This is a genomic window from Arthrobacter sp. GW460-12-1-14-TSB2 (genome assembly GCF_059423525.1).
In genome coordinates this window covers 236,674-251,997 of sequence record NZ_JBWKYC010000003.1, presented here as the reverse complement: position 1 = coordinate 251,997, position 15,324 = coordinate 236,674, and the positions used below count along the sequence as shown (strand labels likewise).

Annotated in this window: 16 protein-coding genes; 8 read left to right on the top strand and 8 right to left on the bottom strand. The window is 67.3% G+C overall.

Going from position 1 to position 15,324, the window contains the following annotated elements:
* Positions 1-19: 19 nt before the first annotated feature.
* From AC07YR_RS06865 to AC07YR_RS06850, 4 genes are read right to left on the bottom strand one after another with little or no spacing between them, the layout of a single operon-like run.
* Positions 20-940 (bottom strand): TauD/TfdA dioxygenase family protein, encoded by a 921-nt coding sequence (locus AC07YR_RS06865; protein ID WP_494733506.1) that lies wholly within the window; start codon positions 938-940, stop codon positions 20-22.
* 51 nt (positions 941-991) lie between these two features.
* Positions 992-1,888 (bottom strand): ABC transporter permease, encoded by an 897-nt coding sequence (locus AC07YR_RS06860; RefSeq protein ID WP_494733505.1) that lies wholly within the window; start codon positions 1,886-1,888, stop codon positions 992-994.
* Positions 1,888-2,766: an ABC transporter ATP-binding protein gene (locus AC07YR_RS06855; protein WP_494733504.1), complete on the bottom strand. Its 879-nt coding sequence runs from the start codon at positions 2,764-2,766 to the stop codon at positions 1,888-1,890. The genes AC07YR_RS06860 and AC07YR_RS06855 overlap by 1 nt, the downstream gene beginning before the upstream one ends.
* 47 nt (positions 2,767-2,813) lie before the next feature.
* Positions 2,814-3,839 carry an ABC transporter substrate-binding protein gene (locus AC07YR_RS06850; RefSeq protein ID WP_494733503.1) on the bottom strand — a complete coding sequence of 342 codons (1,026 nt, stop codon included), beginning with the start codon at positions 3,837-3,839 and terminating at the stop codon, positions 2,814-2,816.
* Positions 3,840-4,151: 312 nt separating this feature from the next.
* Between AC07YR_RS06850 and AC07YR_RS06845 the strand changes: the two genes are divergently transcribed.
* From AC07YR_RS06845 to AC07YR_RS06835, 3 genes are read left to right on the top strand one after another with little or no spacing between them, the layout of a single operon-like run.
* Positions 4,152-5,021, top strand: a complete 870-nt coding sequence (locus AC07YR_RS06845) for an HpcH/HpaI aldolase/citrate lyase family protein (RefSeq protein WP_055799588.1) — start codon at positions 4,152-4,154, stop codon at positions 5,019-5,021.
* Positions 5,022-5,055: 34 nt separating this feature from the next.
* The gene (locus AC07YR_RS06840) at positions 5,056-6,036 is read left to right on the top strand and encodes a DUF2797 domain-containing protein (protein ID WP_494733502.1); all 981 of its coding nucleotides are present in this window, start codon (positions 5,056-5,058) and stop codon (positions 6,034-6,036) included.
* A gap of 35 nt (positions 6,037-6,071) precedes the next feature.
* Entirely contained in the window at positions 6,072-6,296 is a 225-nt protein-coding gene (locus AC07YR_RS06835) for a DUF3188 domain-containing protein (protein ID WP_494733501.1), read from the top strand.
* Here AC07YR_RS06835 and AC07YR_RS06830 read toward each other — a convergent pair.
* Both AC07YR_RS06830 and AC07YR_RS06825 read right to left on the bottom strand, forming a co-directional pair.
* Positions 6,286-7,950 carry a SulP family inorganic anion transporter gene (locus AC07YR_RS06830; RefSeq protein ID WP_494733500.1) on the bottom strand — a complete coding sequence of 555 codons (1,665 nt, stop codon included), beginning with the start codon at positions 7,948-7,950 and terminating at the stop codon, positions 6,286-6,288. The genes AC07YR_RS06835 and AC07YR_RS06830 overlap by 11 nt on opposite strands.
* On the bottom strand, positions 7,947-8,345 hold the full coding sequence (locus tag AC07YR_RS06825; protein WP_055799582.1) for an ArsR/SmtB family transcription factor: 399 nt from the start codon (positions 8,343-8,345) through the stop codon (positions 7,947-7,949). Before AC07YR_RS06825 ends, AC07YR_RS06830 begins: the two co-directional genes overlap by 4 nt.
* Before the next feature lie 163 nt (positions 8,346-8,508).
* Between AC07YR_RS06825 and AC07YR_RS06820 the strand changes: the two genes are divergently transcribed.
* Genes AC07YR_RS06820 through AC07YR_RS06805 form a run of 4 tightly spaced genes read left to right on the top strand, consistent with a single transcriptional unit; the run spans position 8,509 to position 11,856 of the window.
* Positions 8,509-8,988, top strand: a complete 480-nt coding sequence (locus tag AC07YR_RS06820; protein WP_055799579.1) for an FAS1-like dehydratase domain-containing protein — start codon at positions 8,509-8,511, stop codon at positions 8,986-8,988.
* A 2-nt stretch (positions 8,989-8,990) separates the two neighbouring features.
* On the top strand, positions 8,991-9,443 hold the full coding sequence (locus AC07YR_RS06815; RefSeq protein ID WP_494733499.1) for a MaoC family dehydratase: 453 nt from the start codon (positions 8,991-8,993) through the stop codon (positions 9,441-9,443).
* Positions 9,444-9,470: 27 nt separating this feature from the next.
* Entirely contained in the window at positions 9,471-10,751 is a 1,281-nt protein-coding gene (locus AC07YR_RS06810; protein ID WP_436058271.1) for an MFS transporter, read from the top strand.
* Between the two features lie 37 nt (positions 10,752-10,788).
* Positions 10,789-11,856, top strand: coding sequence for a UDP-N-acetylmuramate dehydrogenase (locus AC07YR_RS06805; RefSeq protein WP_494733498.1), 1,068 nt, complete (start codon positions 10,789-10,791; stop codon positions 11,854-11,856).
* Positions 11,857-11,867: 11 nt separating this feature from the next.
* Here AC07YR_RS06805 and AC07YR_RS06800 read toward each other — a convergent pair whose 3' ends face one another.
* On the bottom strand, positions 11,868-12,359 hold the full coding sequence (locus AC07YR_RS06800; RefSeq protein WP_436058269.1) for a hypothetical protein: 492 nt from the start codon (positions 12,357-12,359) through the stop codon (positions 11,868-11,870).
* Positions 12,360-12,462: 103 nt separating this feature from the next.
* Between AC07YR_RS06800 and AC07YR_RS06795 the strand changes: the two genes are divergently transcribed.
* Positions 12,463-13,578: a winged helix DNA-binding domain-containing protein gene (locus AC07YR_RS06795; RefSeq protein WP_494733497.1), complete on the top strand. Its 1,116-nt coding sequence runs from the start codon at positions 12,463-12,465 to the stop codon at positions 13,576-13,578.
* Here AC07YR_RS06795 and asd read toward each other — a convergent pair.
* A complete protein-coding gene (asd, locus tag AC07YR_RS06790; RefSeq protein ID WP_494733496.1) occupies positions 13,575-14,717 on the bottom strand; it encodes an aspartate-semialdehyde dehydrogenase in 1,143 nt (380 codons plus the stop codon). The genes AC07YR_RS06795 and asd overlap by 4 nt on opposite strands.
* Positions 14,718-15,324: the final 607 nt, after the last annotated feature.

The window sequence follows — 15,324 nt, the reverse complement described above, 5'->3', positions numbered from 1 at the left end:
GGGCTGGCCGACGCGGCACCTACAGCGGCGCCACCACCGAGTACGTGGACGAGTCGCCCTGCAGGGCCTGGCTCTGCTTGCCGTCCACGCCCACCGGAATGTCGCCGGCAATGGTGACGCGGTTGAGCTTGCGCGGCTGGCCGTCGTAGTTGTCCGGGGCGTAGTGCTGAGTGATGCGGTTGTCGAACAGCACCAGCTGATTCGGCTCCCAGTTCACCCGCACCACGTTCTCCGGACGCGTGACGTAGGCCTGCAGCAGCCGGATGATGTCCTTCGACTCGGTGTTGGACAGCCCCACGATCCGAAGCCGCTGCGCGAAGCCCCCAATGAACAATCCGCGCTCGCCGGTCAGCGGGTGGACCCGGACCACCGGGTGGGCGGTCTCGAACTTCAGCCGGGTGAACTCCTTGCGCCGTTCCTCGGCGTTCTGGTGCTCCAGGTTCTTGGGCACCGAGTAGTCGTAGTCGTTGGTGTGGATGGCCCACAGGGTGTCCGCGAAGTTCCGCAGCTCCTCCGGCAGGTCGGCGTACGCTCCGGCCGAGGACGCGATCAGCGTTTCCCCGCCGTACGCCGGCAGGTCGATGCTGCGCAGCGTTGATGCCTGCGGCGGGTTCACCACGAACGTGACATCGGTGTGCCAGTTGTTGGCCGACCCGTTCTCGCTGTCCACCGGCAGGACGTTCTCTTCCCCCTCCACGGAGGCCACGGTGGGGTGTGCCTTGGTGAGCGGACCGAAGTGGCTGGCGAACTTCACCTGCTCCTCGTCCGTGCGGATGTTCGCCTCGCGGAACACCAGGGCCTTGTGCTCGTTCAGGGCGGCACGGATCCGGGCCACAGTGTCCGCGGACAGGTGCCCGCTCAGGTCCAGGCCGCGGATTTCAGCCCCGATGCGGGAGCCCAGTTTGGCGAATTCGAGCTTGGTTTCGGTGATGGTGGTCATTGCTTCTTCCTTACTGGTTGATGGTGAGTGTGGATGATGCAGTTTGAAGCGTCAGTTGCCGGAGCCGACGGCGGTGCGCCAGCGGGAGAAATGCCGCTCGAGGGCGACCAGGAGGACGTTCACCGTGAGGCCCAGGACGGACACGGTGAGGATGCCGGCGTACATGTCCGGGATCAGGAAGCTCATCTGGGAATTGACGATCAGGTAGCCCAGCCCGGCCTTGGCCCCCACCATTTCGGCGGCGATCAGCACCAGGATGGAGGATGTGCCGGCCATCCTGATGCCCGTGAAGATCGTCGGGACGGCCGAGGGCAGGATGACCTTCTGGAAGAGCCTGAAGCTGTTCAGCCCCAGCGACCTCGCCGCCCGGATGAGCAGCGGATCCACGGTCCGGACGCCGGCGATGGTGTTCAGCAGCACCGGGAAGAACGCCGCGTAGGCCACGATGGTGATCTTCGATTCCTCGCCGATGCCCAGCAGCAGCGTGAACACGGGGAGCAATGCCAGCGTGGCCGTGTTGCGGAACAGTTCCAGCAGCGGGTTCAGGAACGAGCTGAGCCAGCCATACCAGGCGATCAGCAGCCCCAGCACGACGGCGGACACCACCGCGATGCTGAAGCCGGACACCGAGCGGGTAAGGCTCGCCTGCAGGTGGCTCTGCAGCTGCCCGTTCTCCAGCAGCTTCGCGCCTGCAGCAAGCACTTCGTGCAGCGGCGGCAGGAACACCCGGGTGGAGGGGCTGGCAAGGTACGTCGGGCCCAGCTCCCACAGCGCGAGGAACAGCAGCACGGCGAGCGATTTCCAGCCGGCCCGTCCGGCGATCCCGGCCAGGGCAGCGAGCCGGCCGGCCGGCGTCGGGCGTGGTCCGCTTTCCGGACCGGCTCCCGCCTGCAATGGACGTTCGACGGCGGCAGCCGCCTCAGGCGGTCGGGTCAACACAGCGCTCATCAGGCAGCGCTCCTTTCCTGGGGTTGTTCATCGGGGGCCGATCCATCGGGGAGGATCTTGCGGTGTCCGGAGTCCTGGGCGAGCTTGACCTCGTCGTGCAGGAGGGACCAGACCTGATGCCGGTGTTCCACGAAGGCCGGGTGCGAGCGGACGTCGTCCCCGCCGTCGCGGTCCGGGATGTTGATGTCCACAAACTCCTTGAGCCGGCCCGGGCGTGCGCTGAGGACTGCCACGCGCTGGCCGAGGTAGACGGCCTCGTCGATTCCGTGCGTGATGAAGACGATGGTCTTGCCCGTTGCCTTCCAGATCCGCAGCAGCTCGTCCTGGAGCTGCTCGCGGGTCTGCGCGTCGAGGGCGGCAAACGGCTCGTCCATCAGCAGGATGTCCGGCTCATAGGCGAGGCTCCTAGCGATGGCCACGCGCTGCTTCATACCGCCGGACAGTTCGTGCGGATAGCGGTCCTCGAACCCCGCCAGCCCCACGAGGTCCAGGAATTCGCTGGCCTTGGCGGCCCGTTCCTTCCGTGAAAGGCCAGAGTTCTCCAGGCCGATGGAGACGTTGGCGGAGGCAGTCCGCCATGGGAACAGTGCGTACTGCTGGAAGACGACGGCGCGGTCCGGCCCCGGTCCTGTCACTTCCTTGCCGTCCACCAACACGCTGCCCGACGTGGGCCGGGAGAGGCCGGCGAGCAGGTCCAGCAGGGTGGTCTTGCCGGAGCCGCTGGGCCCCACGAGGGTGAGGAACTCTCCGGCGGCGACGTCCAGGCTGAGGTCATCCAGGGCGGTCAGCACCGACGGGCCGGCCTGTTTCTTCGTCGTTTTGCCCTGGCGCACCGCGAATTCCTTGGTGACGTTGCGCAGGCTGATTTTCGGCGTCATGACTGTCCTTTCGCTGTCCCGGTCGGCTGCATGAGGAGTGCGGTGGCTCATGGGTTCACCAGTCCGTTGAACTCGTTGGTGTAGATCTTTTTCGGGTCGAGCTCGCCCTTGACGATTCCGGTGTCCTTGAGCCATTTGCCCCAGCGGGTGAAGTCCTCGTCCTTGATCTCGCCCTTCGCGGGCACGCCCACGCTCTTCCAGTACTGCAGGGCAGCCGGGTTCTCGTTCCGTCCGCGCTCCTGCAGGATTTTGGTGAAGCGGGCGATGACTTCCTCGCGCGGCGTGGTCCGCTCCCACTCGATGGCCTTCGCCACGCCGGTGGTGAACGTCCGTGTGGTGTTAGGGTTCTTGGCGATGAAGTCGGTGCGCAGCACGTACGGGCCGCCGGCGAAGGTGCCGAAGAGCTCGGCGTCGCTGAACACCGAGCGCAGGCCGCCGTTGGCGATTGCCTTGTCCTGCAGGATGCTGCCGAGGGACCCGGCGTCCACCTGGCCGCGGCGGATGGCTTCCTCGGTGTCGTTCGGCGGGACCACCACCAGCTGGACCTGCTTGATTTCCTCGGCGCTCAGGCCGTTCTTCTGCAGGTACGTGTTGATGACGGCGTCCGCGTGTGCGCCCAGCGTGTTCACCGCGATCTTCTTGCCGATGAAGTCCCGGGCGGTGCGGATGGGGCTGTCTTCCTTGACGTAAAAGCCGTTGAACGTCTTCTCGTCTTCGCCGTAATAATTGATGACCGCTTTCACCGGGGCGCCCGCTTCCACGAGCTTGACAACAGCCCCGGCGAAAGCACCGCCGAAATCCGTCTGCCCGGTGGCTGCCGACTGGATGTCCTGCGGGCCGCTGATGGTGTTGCCCACCCAGTTGAGCTTGACGTCGCCGAAGTAGCCGAGGTCCTGGGCCAGCTCGGGGAGCGTCACCGTGTTGGCCCAGCCCTGGTAGCGGAGCTCCTTCACCTCGGTGGCACCACCGGCGGCGCCGCCGGCACCGGCTTCTGCGCTGCCCCCGCAGCCCGACACCGTCATCGCGATGACGACGGCGGCCGCGGCACTCATGATGGTCAGGTGTCGTTTCATTCGGGGATCCTTTGTAAGCATTGGGGGAGGTTTGGAGTGAATCAGCGGTGCTTGTTTGCCTGCCGCTGGAACGATGTAAGCGCACCTTTCCGGCCAAAAAAAGCGTTGCTGTCACGCCGGGAAACCCGCGGAAATGAGCGGAAACAGGACGCAACGCCGGGTCACAAGACGCCCGGTTTCGCCCCGTAACGGCCCGTGAAGGACTTTGACGCGCCGGACGTGCCGGATTTTGGTCGTATTGTTCGCGGTATTGTTCCAGGGCGGACAGCTGTTACTTCGCGTTAGGGCATGCCGGGCGGATACGGTAGGAGTATGACCACCTCTACCTCCGCTGCCGTCGACACCGCACGGCCCGAACGAAACATCCCCGCCGAAATTGCCCGTTCGTGGCTTTTGGTGAACGCAATGAAGCCCGAGCTTTTTGACGTGTCGGCCATGTCGCGCGCGGACTCGATCATCCTGGACATCGAAGACGCGGTGGACCCCTCGCAGAAGGACACCGCCCGCGAGCACGTCATCAACTGGCTCACCGCCGGCGGCCGGGCCTGGGTGCGCATCAATGACGCCACCAGCCCGTTCTGGGCTGCGGACCTCGCCGGGCTGCGCGGCACCCCGGGCCTGCTCGGCATCATGCTGGCCAAGACCGAGTCCGCTGACCAGGTCACCGAGAGCTTCCACCGCATGGACGGCAAAACCCCCGTGATTCCGCTCGTGGAGTCCGCCGTCGGCATCGAGGAAGCCAACAACATCGCCAAGGCCCAGGGCGCCTTCCGCCTGGCCTTCGGTTCCGGCGACTTCCGCCGCGACACCGGCATGGCGGCCACCCCCGAGGCCATGGCCTACCCGCGGGCCAAACTGGTTGTTGCCAGCCGGGTGGGCAACCTCCCGGGCCCCATCGACGGCCCCACTGTCGGTACCAACCACCCGATCCTGCGCGAGCAGACGGGCATTACCGTGATGATGGGCATGACCGGCAAGCTCTGCCTGGCCATTGACCAGACCCACGTCATCAACGAAGTCATCAGCCCGACGCCGTCGGATGTCGCCTGGGCCACGGACTTCATGGCCGACTTCGAGGCCAACGGCCGCGTCATCCGCGACGGTTCCGACCTGCCCCGCCTGGGCCGCGCCGAGAAGATCATGAAGCTCGCGGTAGCCTTTGGGGTGCAGCCGGCGCTCTAGCGCCCCCGGCAGCCCGCCAGCCAAAGGAGACCCCGTGACCGATACCTGCTATCTGGTGCACGGGGTCTTTTGGGATGGTGCGCCGCCGGGTTTTTCACAGACGCCCGGTTCCGCGGAAGGCGCGCCGTCCGGAAAGCGCGACGGCGGGACGCCGGTAATGCGGCTGCAGGATCCTTCCGGCGGTTTCCGGGAGCTGGAGCTCGACGCCGGCAGCCGGCTGGCTTTCCGCGTCGCCGCCGGCTGCAGGTCCTGCCTTGGGCACCATAAGGTGCACGGCCCGGCCCACCGGGACCACGTTCTCTGCCCGGCCAAGGCGCCGGCCGTCAAAGGCAGTCAGTGCGAGCGCTGCTTCGTGGTGGACGATTTCCGGCTCATCCACGACTTCCACCGCGGCGGCGGTGTACCCCAGGGGCTTCGCGCCTACCTGATGCAGCAGCACTGGTTGTATGTGGCAACGTTCGCCAACGGCGCCAGCAAGGTGGGCACTGCGTCGAACCTGCGGAAGTGGAACCGGCTGGCCGAGCAGGGGGCGGTGGTGGCCCGGTATGTGGCCCGCGCGGACGACGGCCGGGTGGTCCGGATTCTTGAAGACATGCTGACCCGCGACGCCGGCCTGCCGCAGCAGGTCCGTTCGGCGGCCAAGGCCGCTGCGCTGGTGGCCCCGGCACCCGCCGTCGAACTGGATGCACTGAACCGGCGGCTGGCCGGCGAGGCCCGCGCACTGCTGGTGCGCGCCGGCGTCGAAGGTTTCGAAACTGTGGACGAGCGGTGGGCCCGGCCGGGACTGGCCGACGCCGCGTGCACGCCGGCGCCACGGCACGCCTACCCGCATGACCTGGACGCCGGAGCACACGGATTCCGCATTGCGGCAGTGAGCGGCAGCATCGCGGTGGCGGCCCTGGACGGCGCCGACCTGGAGTTCGTGGTGAACCTCGGCCGGTTGAGGGCGCGGACCGTGGAGCTCGGCGACCACCATTCCTCGGAGGTGCCGGCGGTGCAGGAGTCTTTGTTCTGAAGCTGGCACGTAGGCCAGGCACCTAGAATGGGACGGTGCTGACTGAATTCTGGGCCACCGCGTCCACCGCCTACAAAGTGCTCGTCTTCAGTGCCATGGGCCTGATCGCTGTTGGCATTGTCCTCAACCTGGTGGGCAACACGTCCGGCAACCAGGGCCTCGCCGTGGCCTCCTTGCCGGTGATCGGCGTCGGCCTGGTCCTGCACGTTGTGGGGATCGTGGTGCGCGGCCAGCAGGTCCGGAAGAACCTCAAGCGGTAGCGGTAGCGGCCGCGTTCCGCAGGACATGGCTCCGGGCGTGCTCCACGGCGGCCGGCAGCGACGTGAACAGGTGCTTGTGGTGCCGGAGGGACCGGATCACGCCCACGTTCGTCACCAGTTCCAGGTGCTCCGGCTGGACGCCCTTCAGCAGGACGGTGATCCCGCGCAGTTCCAGGGCTGAGATGACCTCCACCAGCGCGTGCGCTCCCGTGGCATCCAGCATCCGAACCTGCGACAGCCGGATGATGGCCACCTGGATGTCCTTGACCTCGCTTATTTCCTGCAGGATCCGTTCCGCCGCCCCGAAAAACATGGCGCCGTCCAGCCTGAAGATTGCTATGTGCCTGTCGCCCTCCACCTGCGGTCCCGGAACTTCTTCGCGCTTCACCCTGCTGAGCGAGGCGAATTTCCGCAGCGTAAAGAGGGCCGCCGCGATGAGCCCGATCTCGATGGCCACGATCAGGTCGAACGCAACAGTGATCAGGGCCGTCAGGACAAACACGAAGGCGTCCGCCCGGGTGGAACGCATGATCGCTGTCACCGTATGCGTCGAGACCATCCTCGTGGCGGTGACCATCAGGATGCCGGCGAGTACCGCGAGCGGGATCTTCCCCACCAGGCCGGCCGCCAGGTAGATAATGGCCAGCAGAACGAGCGCGTGAACAATCGCGGCGAGCCGGGTCTTCGCGCCGGACCGGACGTTGACTGCGGTCCGGGCGATGGCACCCGTAGCCGGCATTCCACCAAAGAACCCCGCCGCGACGGACGCCAGCCCCTGTCCCGTGAGCTCACGGTCGGGGCGGTAAACCCCCGAGGGCCTCCCGTCCGGTCCAACCATTCCGGCCGCCACCCGCGCGGAGAGCAAGGACTCGATGGCGGCGAGCGCCGCGATGGAGACCGCGGGCATCAGCAGCCCGCCCAGCGTCGACGCGTCCAGGGAAGGCATGGACGGCGCGGACAGGGAATGCGGCAGCTCCCCGATTCGGGGGATGTCCAGCCCAAGCATTTCCGCGGCCACGGTGGCCAGCAGAACCGCGATCAGGCTCGCGGGCAGGGCTTTGTTCAGCTTAGGGAGCAGGAACATCACGGCGCCCACACCCGCCACCACGGCGAGGGTCTGGATGACGGTGGGGAACGCCGCCCCCGAGGCGGCTTCGACTGCCGCGACGAGGGTGTTGTGGCCCGGGATGCCCGCTGTTCCGGTGGCCAGGGGCACCTGCTGGAGGAAGATGATGGCGGCAATGCCGAGAGTGAAGCCTTCCACCACCGGCCAGGGGATGAAGGCGACGGCGCGGCCCAGTCCGCTGATGCCCAGCGCGCAAACCATCAGCCCCGCCAGCAGCGACACAATCGGAATGCTGCCGGCACCGTGGCTGGCTACCACGGGGGCGAGGACCACCACCATGGCGCCAGTGGGGCCGGACACCTGGACATTGGACCCGCCCATGACGGCGGCCACCAGTCCGGCCACCACTGCCGTGATCAGCCCGGCTTCTGCACCCACGCCCGAGCTGACGCCGAAGGCCAGCGCGAGGGGGAGTGCCACAATCCCGACCGTGATGCCGGCGGTGAGGTCCGACTTCCACGAGGACCGCAGCCCGTCGTAGTCGCGGCGGGACGGCAGGAACGCCCGCAGTGTGCGCAGCCCACTCACGAGGACGGACCGGACAGTTGAGCGCCAGGGCCGGCCAGATGCCCGCCAGGCAGCTCCTGCGCCAGGCGGAGCTGCTCATTGGTGTCCGCGAGGGTGTCCAGCAGGAACGTGCGGGCAATGGCCAGGAGTTCTGCGATCTTGGGGTGGGCCAGGCGGTAAGTCACTGCATTCGCGGAGCGGACCGAGGTCACCACCCTGTGCCGGCGCAGCGTTGCCAGATGCTGGGAAAGGTGTGAGGCCTCCAGCCCCGTTTCGGCCAGGAGGAAGCTGACCGGGGCTGCGGTGTCCGGGGCGGCTGAAAGCAGCTCAAGGATCCTGATGCGCGCCGGATGGGCCAGGGCCTTGAAGAGGTTGGCCTTGATTTCATACAAAGGTGCCTGTGCCGGGGAAATCATGGGGACCCGCTGTCGACTGGTGTTGCGGCAGCCGGTGGGGAGGCCTCCGCGCGAATTGATGAAATGATGAATTCATCATACCGCGCCCTGGGGCGGGCGGCAGCCTGACCTCTCCTCGTAACCGGCCGCCGTCCTGCGGCGGGGGAGCGATAGGCTTGAGGCCATGACTATCAATCCGGATCTGCAGGGCCGTAGCTACCCTGCCGCAGAGGTGTACGACGTCGGCCGCGAGAAGATCCGCGAGTTCGCGAGGGCGGTCAAGGCCACCCATCCCGCGCACTTCGACCTGGAAGCAGCCAAAGCCCTTGGCCACAGCGACCTCGTGGCGCCGCCCACCTTCGCCATCATCATTGCCCAGCGCGCAGACGCCCAGCTGATCGAGGATCCGGAGTCCGGCATTGACTTCTCCCGAGTGGTCCACGCAGACCAGCGCTTTGTCCACCACCGCCCGATTGTTGCCGGCGACAGGCTCGTTGCAGAGCTGCACGTGGACGGTGTCCGCGCCATGGGCGGCGGTGCGATGATCACCACTCGTTCAGAAATCTTCGTACTCACCGGCGACGGCACAGTAGGCTCGGGCGTTTCCCGGGAAGCCGTCTCCACCACCACCTCGTCCATCCTGGTCCGCGGAGAGGGACAGTAACCATGAGCACAGCCTCCATCGCCCCCGTTCTCTCGGATCTCGCCGTCGGCCAGGACATCGGCAGCCGCAGCATCACCGTCACCCGCCAGGACCTGGTGAAGTATGCCGGCGCATCCGGCGACTTCAACCCCATCCACTGGAACGAAGCCTTCGCCACTGGTGTGGGCCTGCCCGGCGTTATTGCCCACGGCATGTTCACCATGGGGGCCGCCGTCCAGCTGGTGACCGACTGGGCGGGCGACCCCGCCGCCGTCGTTGATTACCAGACCCGCTTCACCAAGCCGGTCCTGGTCACGGACACCACCGGCACAGACGAACCGGGGGCCGTCATAGAGGTCAGTGGCGCCATTGGCGCGCTCGACGCCGATGCGGGCACCGTCCGCGTGGACCTCACCGTGGTCTACGCCGGACAGAAGGTCCTTGTGAAGGCCCAGGCCGTCGTCAGGCTTGCGTGACACGGTGTGCCTGACGAGGATGCTGCCGTGAGCAAGGACGTCTTCGTCCCGGCTGCCGAGATCACCCACTGGCGGAACGCCGTGGTGGTGGCCTACGGGGCCAGCGGAATCGCGTTTTCCACCTGGGTGTCCCGGCTCCCGGCCATCAGGGACGGACTGGACCTGACACCGGGCACCGTCGGACTGCTCCTGCTCTGCATGACCGCCGGCTCTTTCCTCTCCGTCTCTGCTTCGGGGCTCATCGTCCTTCGGCTGGGCTCCAAGCGGACCATCCGGATCGGCAGCATCATGGTGGGCGTCGGGCTGCTGCTGGCCGGATTCGGCACGTCCGTGCTCGCCAGCCCGGTGGCGGTTGCCGCGGGCCTGGCGGTCATCGGGCTGGGCACCGCCAGCTGGAACACCGCGTCCAATGTCGAAGGCGCCGCGGTGGAACGCGCCGTCCGCCGGCACATCATGCCCCGGCTGCACGGATCCTTCAGCCTCGGAACGGTGGCCGGAGCCGGGCTCGGCGCCTGGGCCGCGGGCGCCGGCATTCCCGTGTTCTGGCACCTGGCCGCCGGCGGCCTCCTGGTTGCCGGCTCGGTGGCAACCGCAGCTTCCTGGTTCCGTGCGGACATCACCCCGGTCCAGGGGGAACGCCCGTTCAAGGCCTCCGGGACAGACACGTTCGAGGACCCGTCCACCGGGCCAATTCCGATCGTTCGGCAGACGGACGCCGTCCCGGAGGAGCCGCTGGACAACAAACGCCTGATCGCCCAGGCCTGGCGTGACAAGCGCACCCTGCTGCTGGGCGTGCTTGTCCTCGGGCTCGCACTTGCCGAAGGGGCGGCCGGCGACTGGGTGGCGCTGGCCCTGGCGGACGGCCACGGGCAGACGGACGCTGCCGGAGCTGCAGGCTACGGGCTGTTCGTCACCTTCATGACCATCGGCCGATTTGCCGGCACCCTGGTCCTGGACCGCTTTGGCAGGGTTCCAGTGATGCGCTGGTGCGCAGCACTGGCAGTCGCCGGACTGGGGCTGTTCGTGTTCGCCCCCGTGCCGTGGCTGGCCTTCGTGGCGCTGGCTGTCTGGGGCCTCGGCGCTTCCCTCGGTTTCCCCGTCGGCATGTCCGCGGCCGCCGATGATCCGGTCAAAGCCGCTGCCCGCGTCTCCGTGGTGTCCACCATCGGCTACGGCGCGTTCCTGTGCGGACCTCCCCTCCTGGGGCTGCTGGCCGAACACGTCGGCATCCTCCACTCCCTGCTTGCCGTGATGGTGATGCTGGTGGTCAGTTTCCTGCTTTCGCCGGTGGCCAAGAAACTTTCCTGAATCCCGGTCCCTTCCGAATGACCGATAGGCTGGACAGGTGACCCAGACTTTGCTTTCCGACCTGACCACTGCCGCCGTCGGCGGTCCCGCCGGCAACTACATCGAAGCCCGCACGGAGCCGGAAATTATCGACGCCGTCCGCACCGCAGACGCCGCCGGTGAGCAGTTGCTGATCATCGCGGGCGGGTCCAACCTTCTCATTTCCGACGACGGGTACCCCGGCACGGTGCTCCGGATCGCATCTGAGGGCTTCACCGTCACCGCCGAGGATTCCTGCGGCGGCGTCGCCGTCGTGGTCCAGGCCGGACACAACTGGGACGCCCTCGTGGAGCATGCCGTGCGCCACGCATGGTCCGGCATCGAAGCACTTTCCGGCATCCCCGGGTCCACCGGTGCCACACCCGTGCAGAATGTGGGCGCCTACGGCTCGGACGTGTCCCAGACCATTGCCGCCGTCCGGACCTGGGACCGGGAACGGAACGCCGTCCGTACGTTCACGAATTCGGAGCTCAAGTTCGGGTACCGGGATTCGATCCTGAAGCAGACCACGGTCCAGGGTTCCCCGCGCTACGTGGTGCTCACGGTCGAGTTCCAGCTGCCGCTGGGACGGATGAGCGCCCCCATCAGGTACGCGGAGCTTGCGAAGTCCCTTGGCGTTGAGCCCGGAAAAAGGGCGTACTCCAACGACGTGCGCCGGGAGGTCCTGCGGCTCAGGGCGTCCAAGGGTATGGTCCTGGATACGGCGGACCGCGACACCTTTTCCACGGGATCGTTCTTCACCAATCCGATCGTCCCCGCGGAAGCGGCCGATTCGCTCCCCGCGGACGCTCCACGGTATCCGGCCGGAGCTGACGGGCTGGTGAAGCTGTCAGCCGCGTGGCTGATTGACCATGCCGGCTTCGGGAAGGGATACGGGCTGGAAGCCGGGAGCGTCTCCGGCGGGCGGGCCTCGCTGTCCACCAAGCACACCCTGGCCATCACCAACCGGGGCGGTGCGAGCGCGGCCGACATGGTGGCCGTGGCACGTGAGGTGAGGGCCGGCGTCGTCGAACGTTTTGGCATCGAACTGCACCCGGAACCGCTGCTGATCGGGATCGACCTTTAGGGACCACCCGCTCAGTTCCCGCTATGGCGCGGAACTACCTTGCTGAACAACATGAACGTGAACCCCGAAGCCGCTGCGCCCAGCAGGAACACCTGGCAAAACGCCACGGACTGCGCACTGGGGCCGTTGCGGAGGACCAGCCCGGCGCAGGCGAACACCACAGCGCCCGCCAGCAGGGCGAAGGCAGCCAGCAGGAAACTCTTGACGGTCGGCGGCATCTCGCTGCCCGGCTCAGGGGCGCCACCGCCGCCGTCGTGGTCAACGGCGCGCCAGCCGCGGTGCCGGGGCTGGAGCAGGGCGGCCGCGATAAAACTGAGGACGGCAACTCCCATGCTCACGGCCGAAAAGAACTGCAGGGCCTGCACGGTGGGGGAGAGGCTTGTTCCGCCGGCAACGGCGATGGAGAGCCCCGCGCCCATTCCGGCGGCACTGGTGACCCATCCCAGCAGGGCAAGGGCCCGGCACAGGGGCCGCAGGTGCGGCCAGAGCTCTCCGATGGTCATCCACCCAGCGTAGGGACCCCGGCTGTAAGACGGCTGGGAGCCTGCGGTGTACTGCCAGTGACCACAGACCCGCATCGCCCCGCACGCGACCTACGATGGGGCTATGGGAGTTGGCGAACGGACCAAGGTCAGGACAAGGGTCACCCGGCACGTCATCGGACGGCTGCGCCTGGCCGCGCAGGGACTGCTGCCGCCGGGGTTCGACTCGCCGCCGGAGGCCGTGCGGTGGATGACGGGCATGCAGGCCCAGGACCTGCAGGCCGCCCTGTGGGCCGTGGGGCTGAGGGTCCCCAACGCCGGCGTTGACGCTGTACGGTCTGCGCTGGACGAAGGGCTGGTTGTCCGCTCGTGGCCCATGCGCGGGACACTCCACCTGCTGGCCCCCGAGGACCTGCGGTGGATCCTGGACATCACGGCCGACCGCCTGCTGCGCGGAATGGGCGGGCGACACCGCGAGCTGGAGATTGCTGCCCGCGACGTGGACGTTGCCCGCGAGGCGGCGCTGGAACTCGTCTCGGGCGGCGGAGCGGCCACCCGCCAGGAGCTCTTCGCGGCTTTTGAAGCAGCGGGGCAGTCCACGAATGGCCAGCGCGGCATCCACCTGCTGGGGGTCCTGTGCCAGCGGGCCTGGCTCGTCCAGGGACCGCTCGCGGGGAACCAACAGCTCATCAAGGCGTTCGACGAGTGGATTCCGAAATCCCGGGAACTGGACCGCTCCGAGGGTATCGCCGAGCTGGTGTTGCGGTACATGCTCAGCCACGGCCCGGCCACGGAGCGCGACTTCGCCTGGTGGTCCGGCACCCCGGTTACGGAGGTCCGCAGCGCGCTGGCGGCCGTGAAGGACCAGCTCGTCGAGCTGGAGTTCGAGGGAGCCAGCTACTGGATGGCGCCCGCCACCGCGGCGCTGCTCGACGACGGCGTTCCAGGCCAGCGCTCCGTGCTGGCGCTGCCGGGGTTCGACGAGTTCCTGCTGGGCTACACGGACCGGTCACTGGTCCTGCCGCCCGAACACGCCCAAAAGGTGGTCCCCGGCGGCAACGGGATGTTCAAGAGGACCATTGTGGCCGGCGGGGAAGTGGTCGGTACGTGGGCGCGGAAAGGATCCGGCCGGACGGCCGCCGTCGTGCCTGAACCGTTCGACACGGTTAACGGACTGCGGCCCGCGGCCCAAAAGTCATTTGAGCTGCAGGCCGCAAGGTACGTGAAGTTCCTCCGCTAGAGCGTACCGGTGGCGATGTTGAGCATGCGGCGCAGCGGCTCGGCGGCGCCCCAGAGGAGCTGGTCGCCCACGGTGAAGGCGCTGATGTATTCCGGGCCCATTTCGAGCTTGCGGATGCGGCCCACGGGAATGTCCAGGGTGCCGGAAGCGGCCACGGGGGTGAGGCCCGCCATGGAGTCTTCCTTGGTGTTCGGAATGACCTTGGCCCACTCGTTGTCCTCGGCCAGGAGCTTCTCGATCTCGGCCACGGAGAGGTCTTCGCGGAGTTTGAGGGTGAGGGCCTGGGAGTGCGACCGCATGGCGCCGATCCGGATGCACAGGCCGTCCATCATGATGTGGTTCTCGCCGGCGGTACCGAGGATCTTGTTGGTCTCGACGCCCGCCTTCCACTCTTCCTTGGACTGGCCGTTGCCCAGGTCCGCGTCGATCCAGGGGATCAGGGAGCCGGCCAGCGGGACGCCGAACTGTGTCGCGTCGATGTCGGTGCGCTGGTGCGCCAGGACCTTGCGGTCGATTTCCAGGATGGCCGACGCCGGGTCATCCAGTTCCGAGCTGACCTCGGCGTTGAGCGTGCCGAACTGGCTGAGCAGCTCGCGCATGTGGCGGGCGCCGCCGCCGGAGGCAGCCTGGTAGGTCATGGAGGTGCCCCACTCGACGAGGCCGTTCTTGAACAGGCCGCCGAGCCCCATCAGCATGCAGGACACGGTGCAGTTGCCGCCGATGAAGTCCTTGGTGCCGTTGGCGAGGCCCTTGTCGATGACGTCGCGGTTGATGGGGTCCAGCACGATGATCGAGTCGTCGTTCATGCGAAGGGTGGAGGCGGCGTCGATCCAGAGGCCGTCCCAGCCGCGGCTGCGCAGCTCGCCGTGGACCTGCTTGGTGTAGTCGCCGCCCTGGGCGGTGACGATAATCGGCAGCTTAGCCAGCGTGTCGACGTCGAACGCGTCCTCGAGCTTGCCGGCCGCGCCCGCGGCAGAGCCTGCGAGAGTCGGGGCGGCACCTCCGGCGTTGGAGGTGGAGAAGAACACCGGGTTGATGTTGGCGAAGTCGGCTCCGTCCTGCATGCGCTGCATCAGGACGGAGCCGACCATGCCGCGCCATCCGACCAGGCCGACGGAGGGGGTAGCTGCTGTAGTCATTCGACCAGTTTAGACTTCGGAACCGGCACGGCGCAGTCGGTTACGTCACGGTCCGGCGGACGGCAATGCGGAACCACGCCGGCCGCCGAATTGCTGCCGGGAATGTCGTTCTGCACGCTAGTCCTGTCGAAACGATCGGATGTGGTCCAACACCTGGCTGTCGGTGAGTCCGTTATCTGGAGGGCGCCGGCACGGCGTCGTCCTGCCGCTCACGCTCTCGGTCGAATACCGCCGTCGGGTCCGCTCGCTGACCGTTCCGGAAGCCAGCGACGACGACGGCCGGCCTTTTCGAAGGCCCACCACGCTGCGACCAGAGTCAGCCCGGCCATAACGGCAGCGTAGACGGACAGCCCGGGCTCCGAATCCGCTGCAGCCGCGAACGCCCCATACGTCATGGTTCCCGACATAAACAAAAGAAAGACGCCAACCGCGATGATCAGTCGCGGGCTCTGCAACGGCGTTATGGCAGCCATCGCGTAGCCTTCCGGAACACCTCCGGGACCATGCTGCTCCTCGTACTGGCGCACATTGAATCGGTTTGGGTCGTATGGGGTGCCGGCAGGTCGCCGGAAAACAGGTCGATCAGGTTTCACAGAGAATTCCTAGC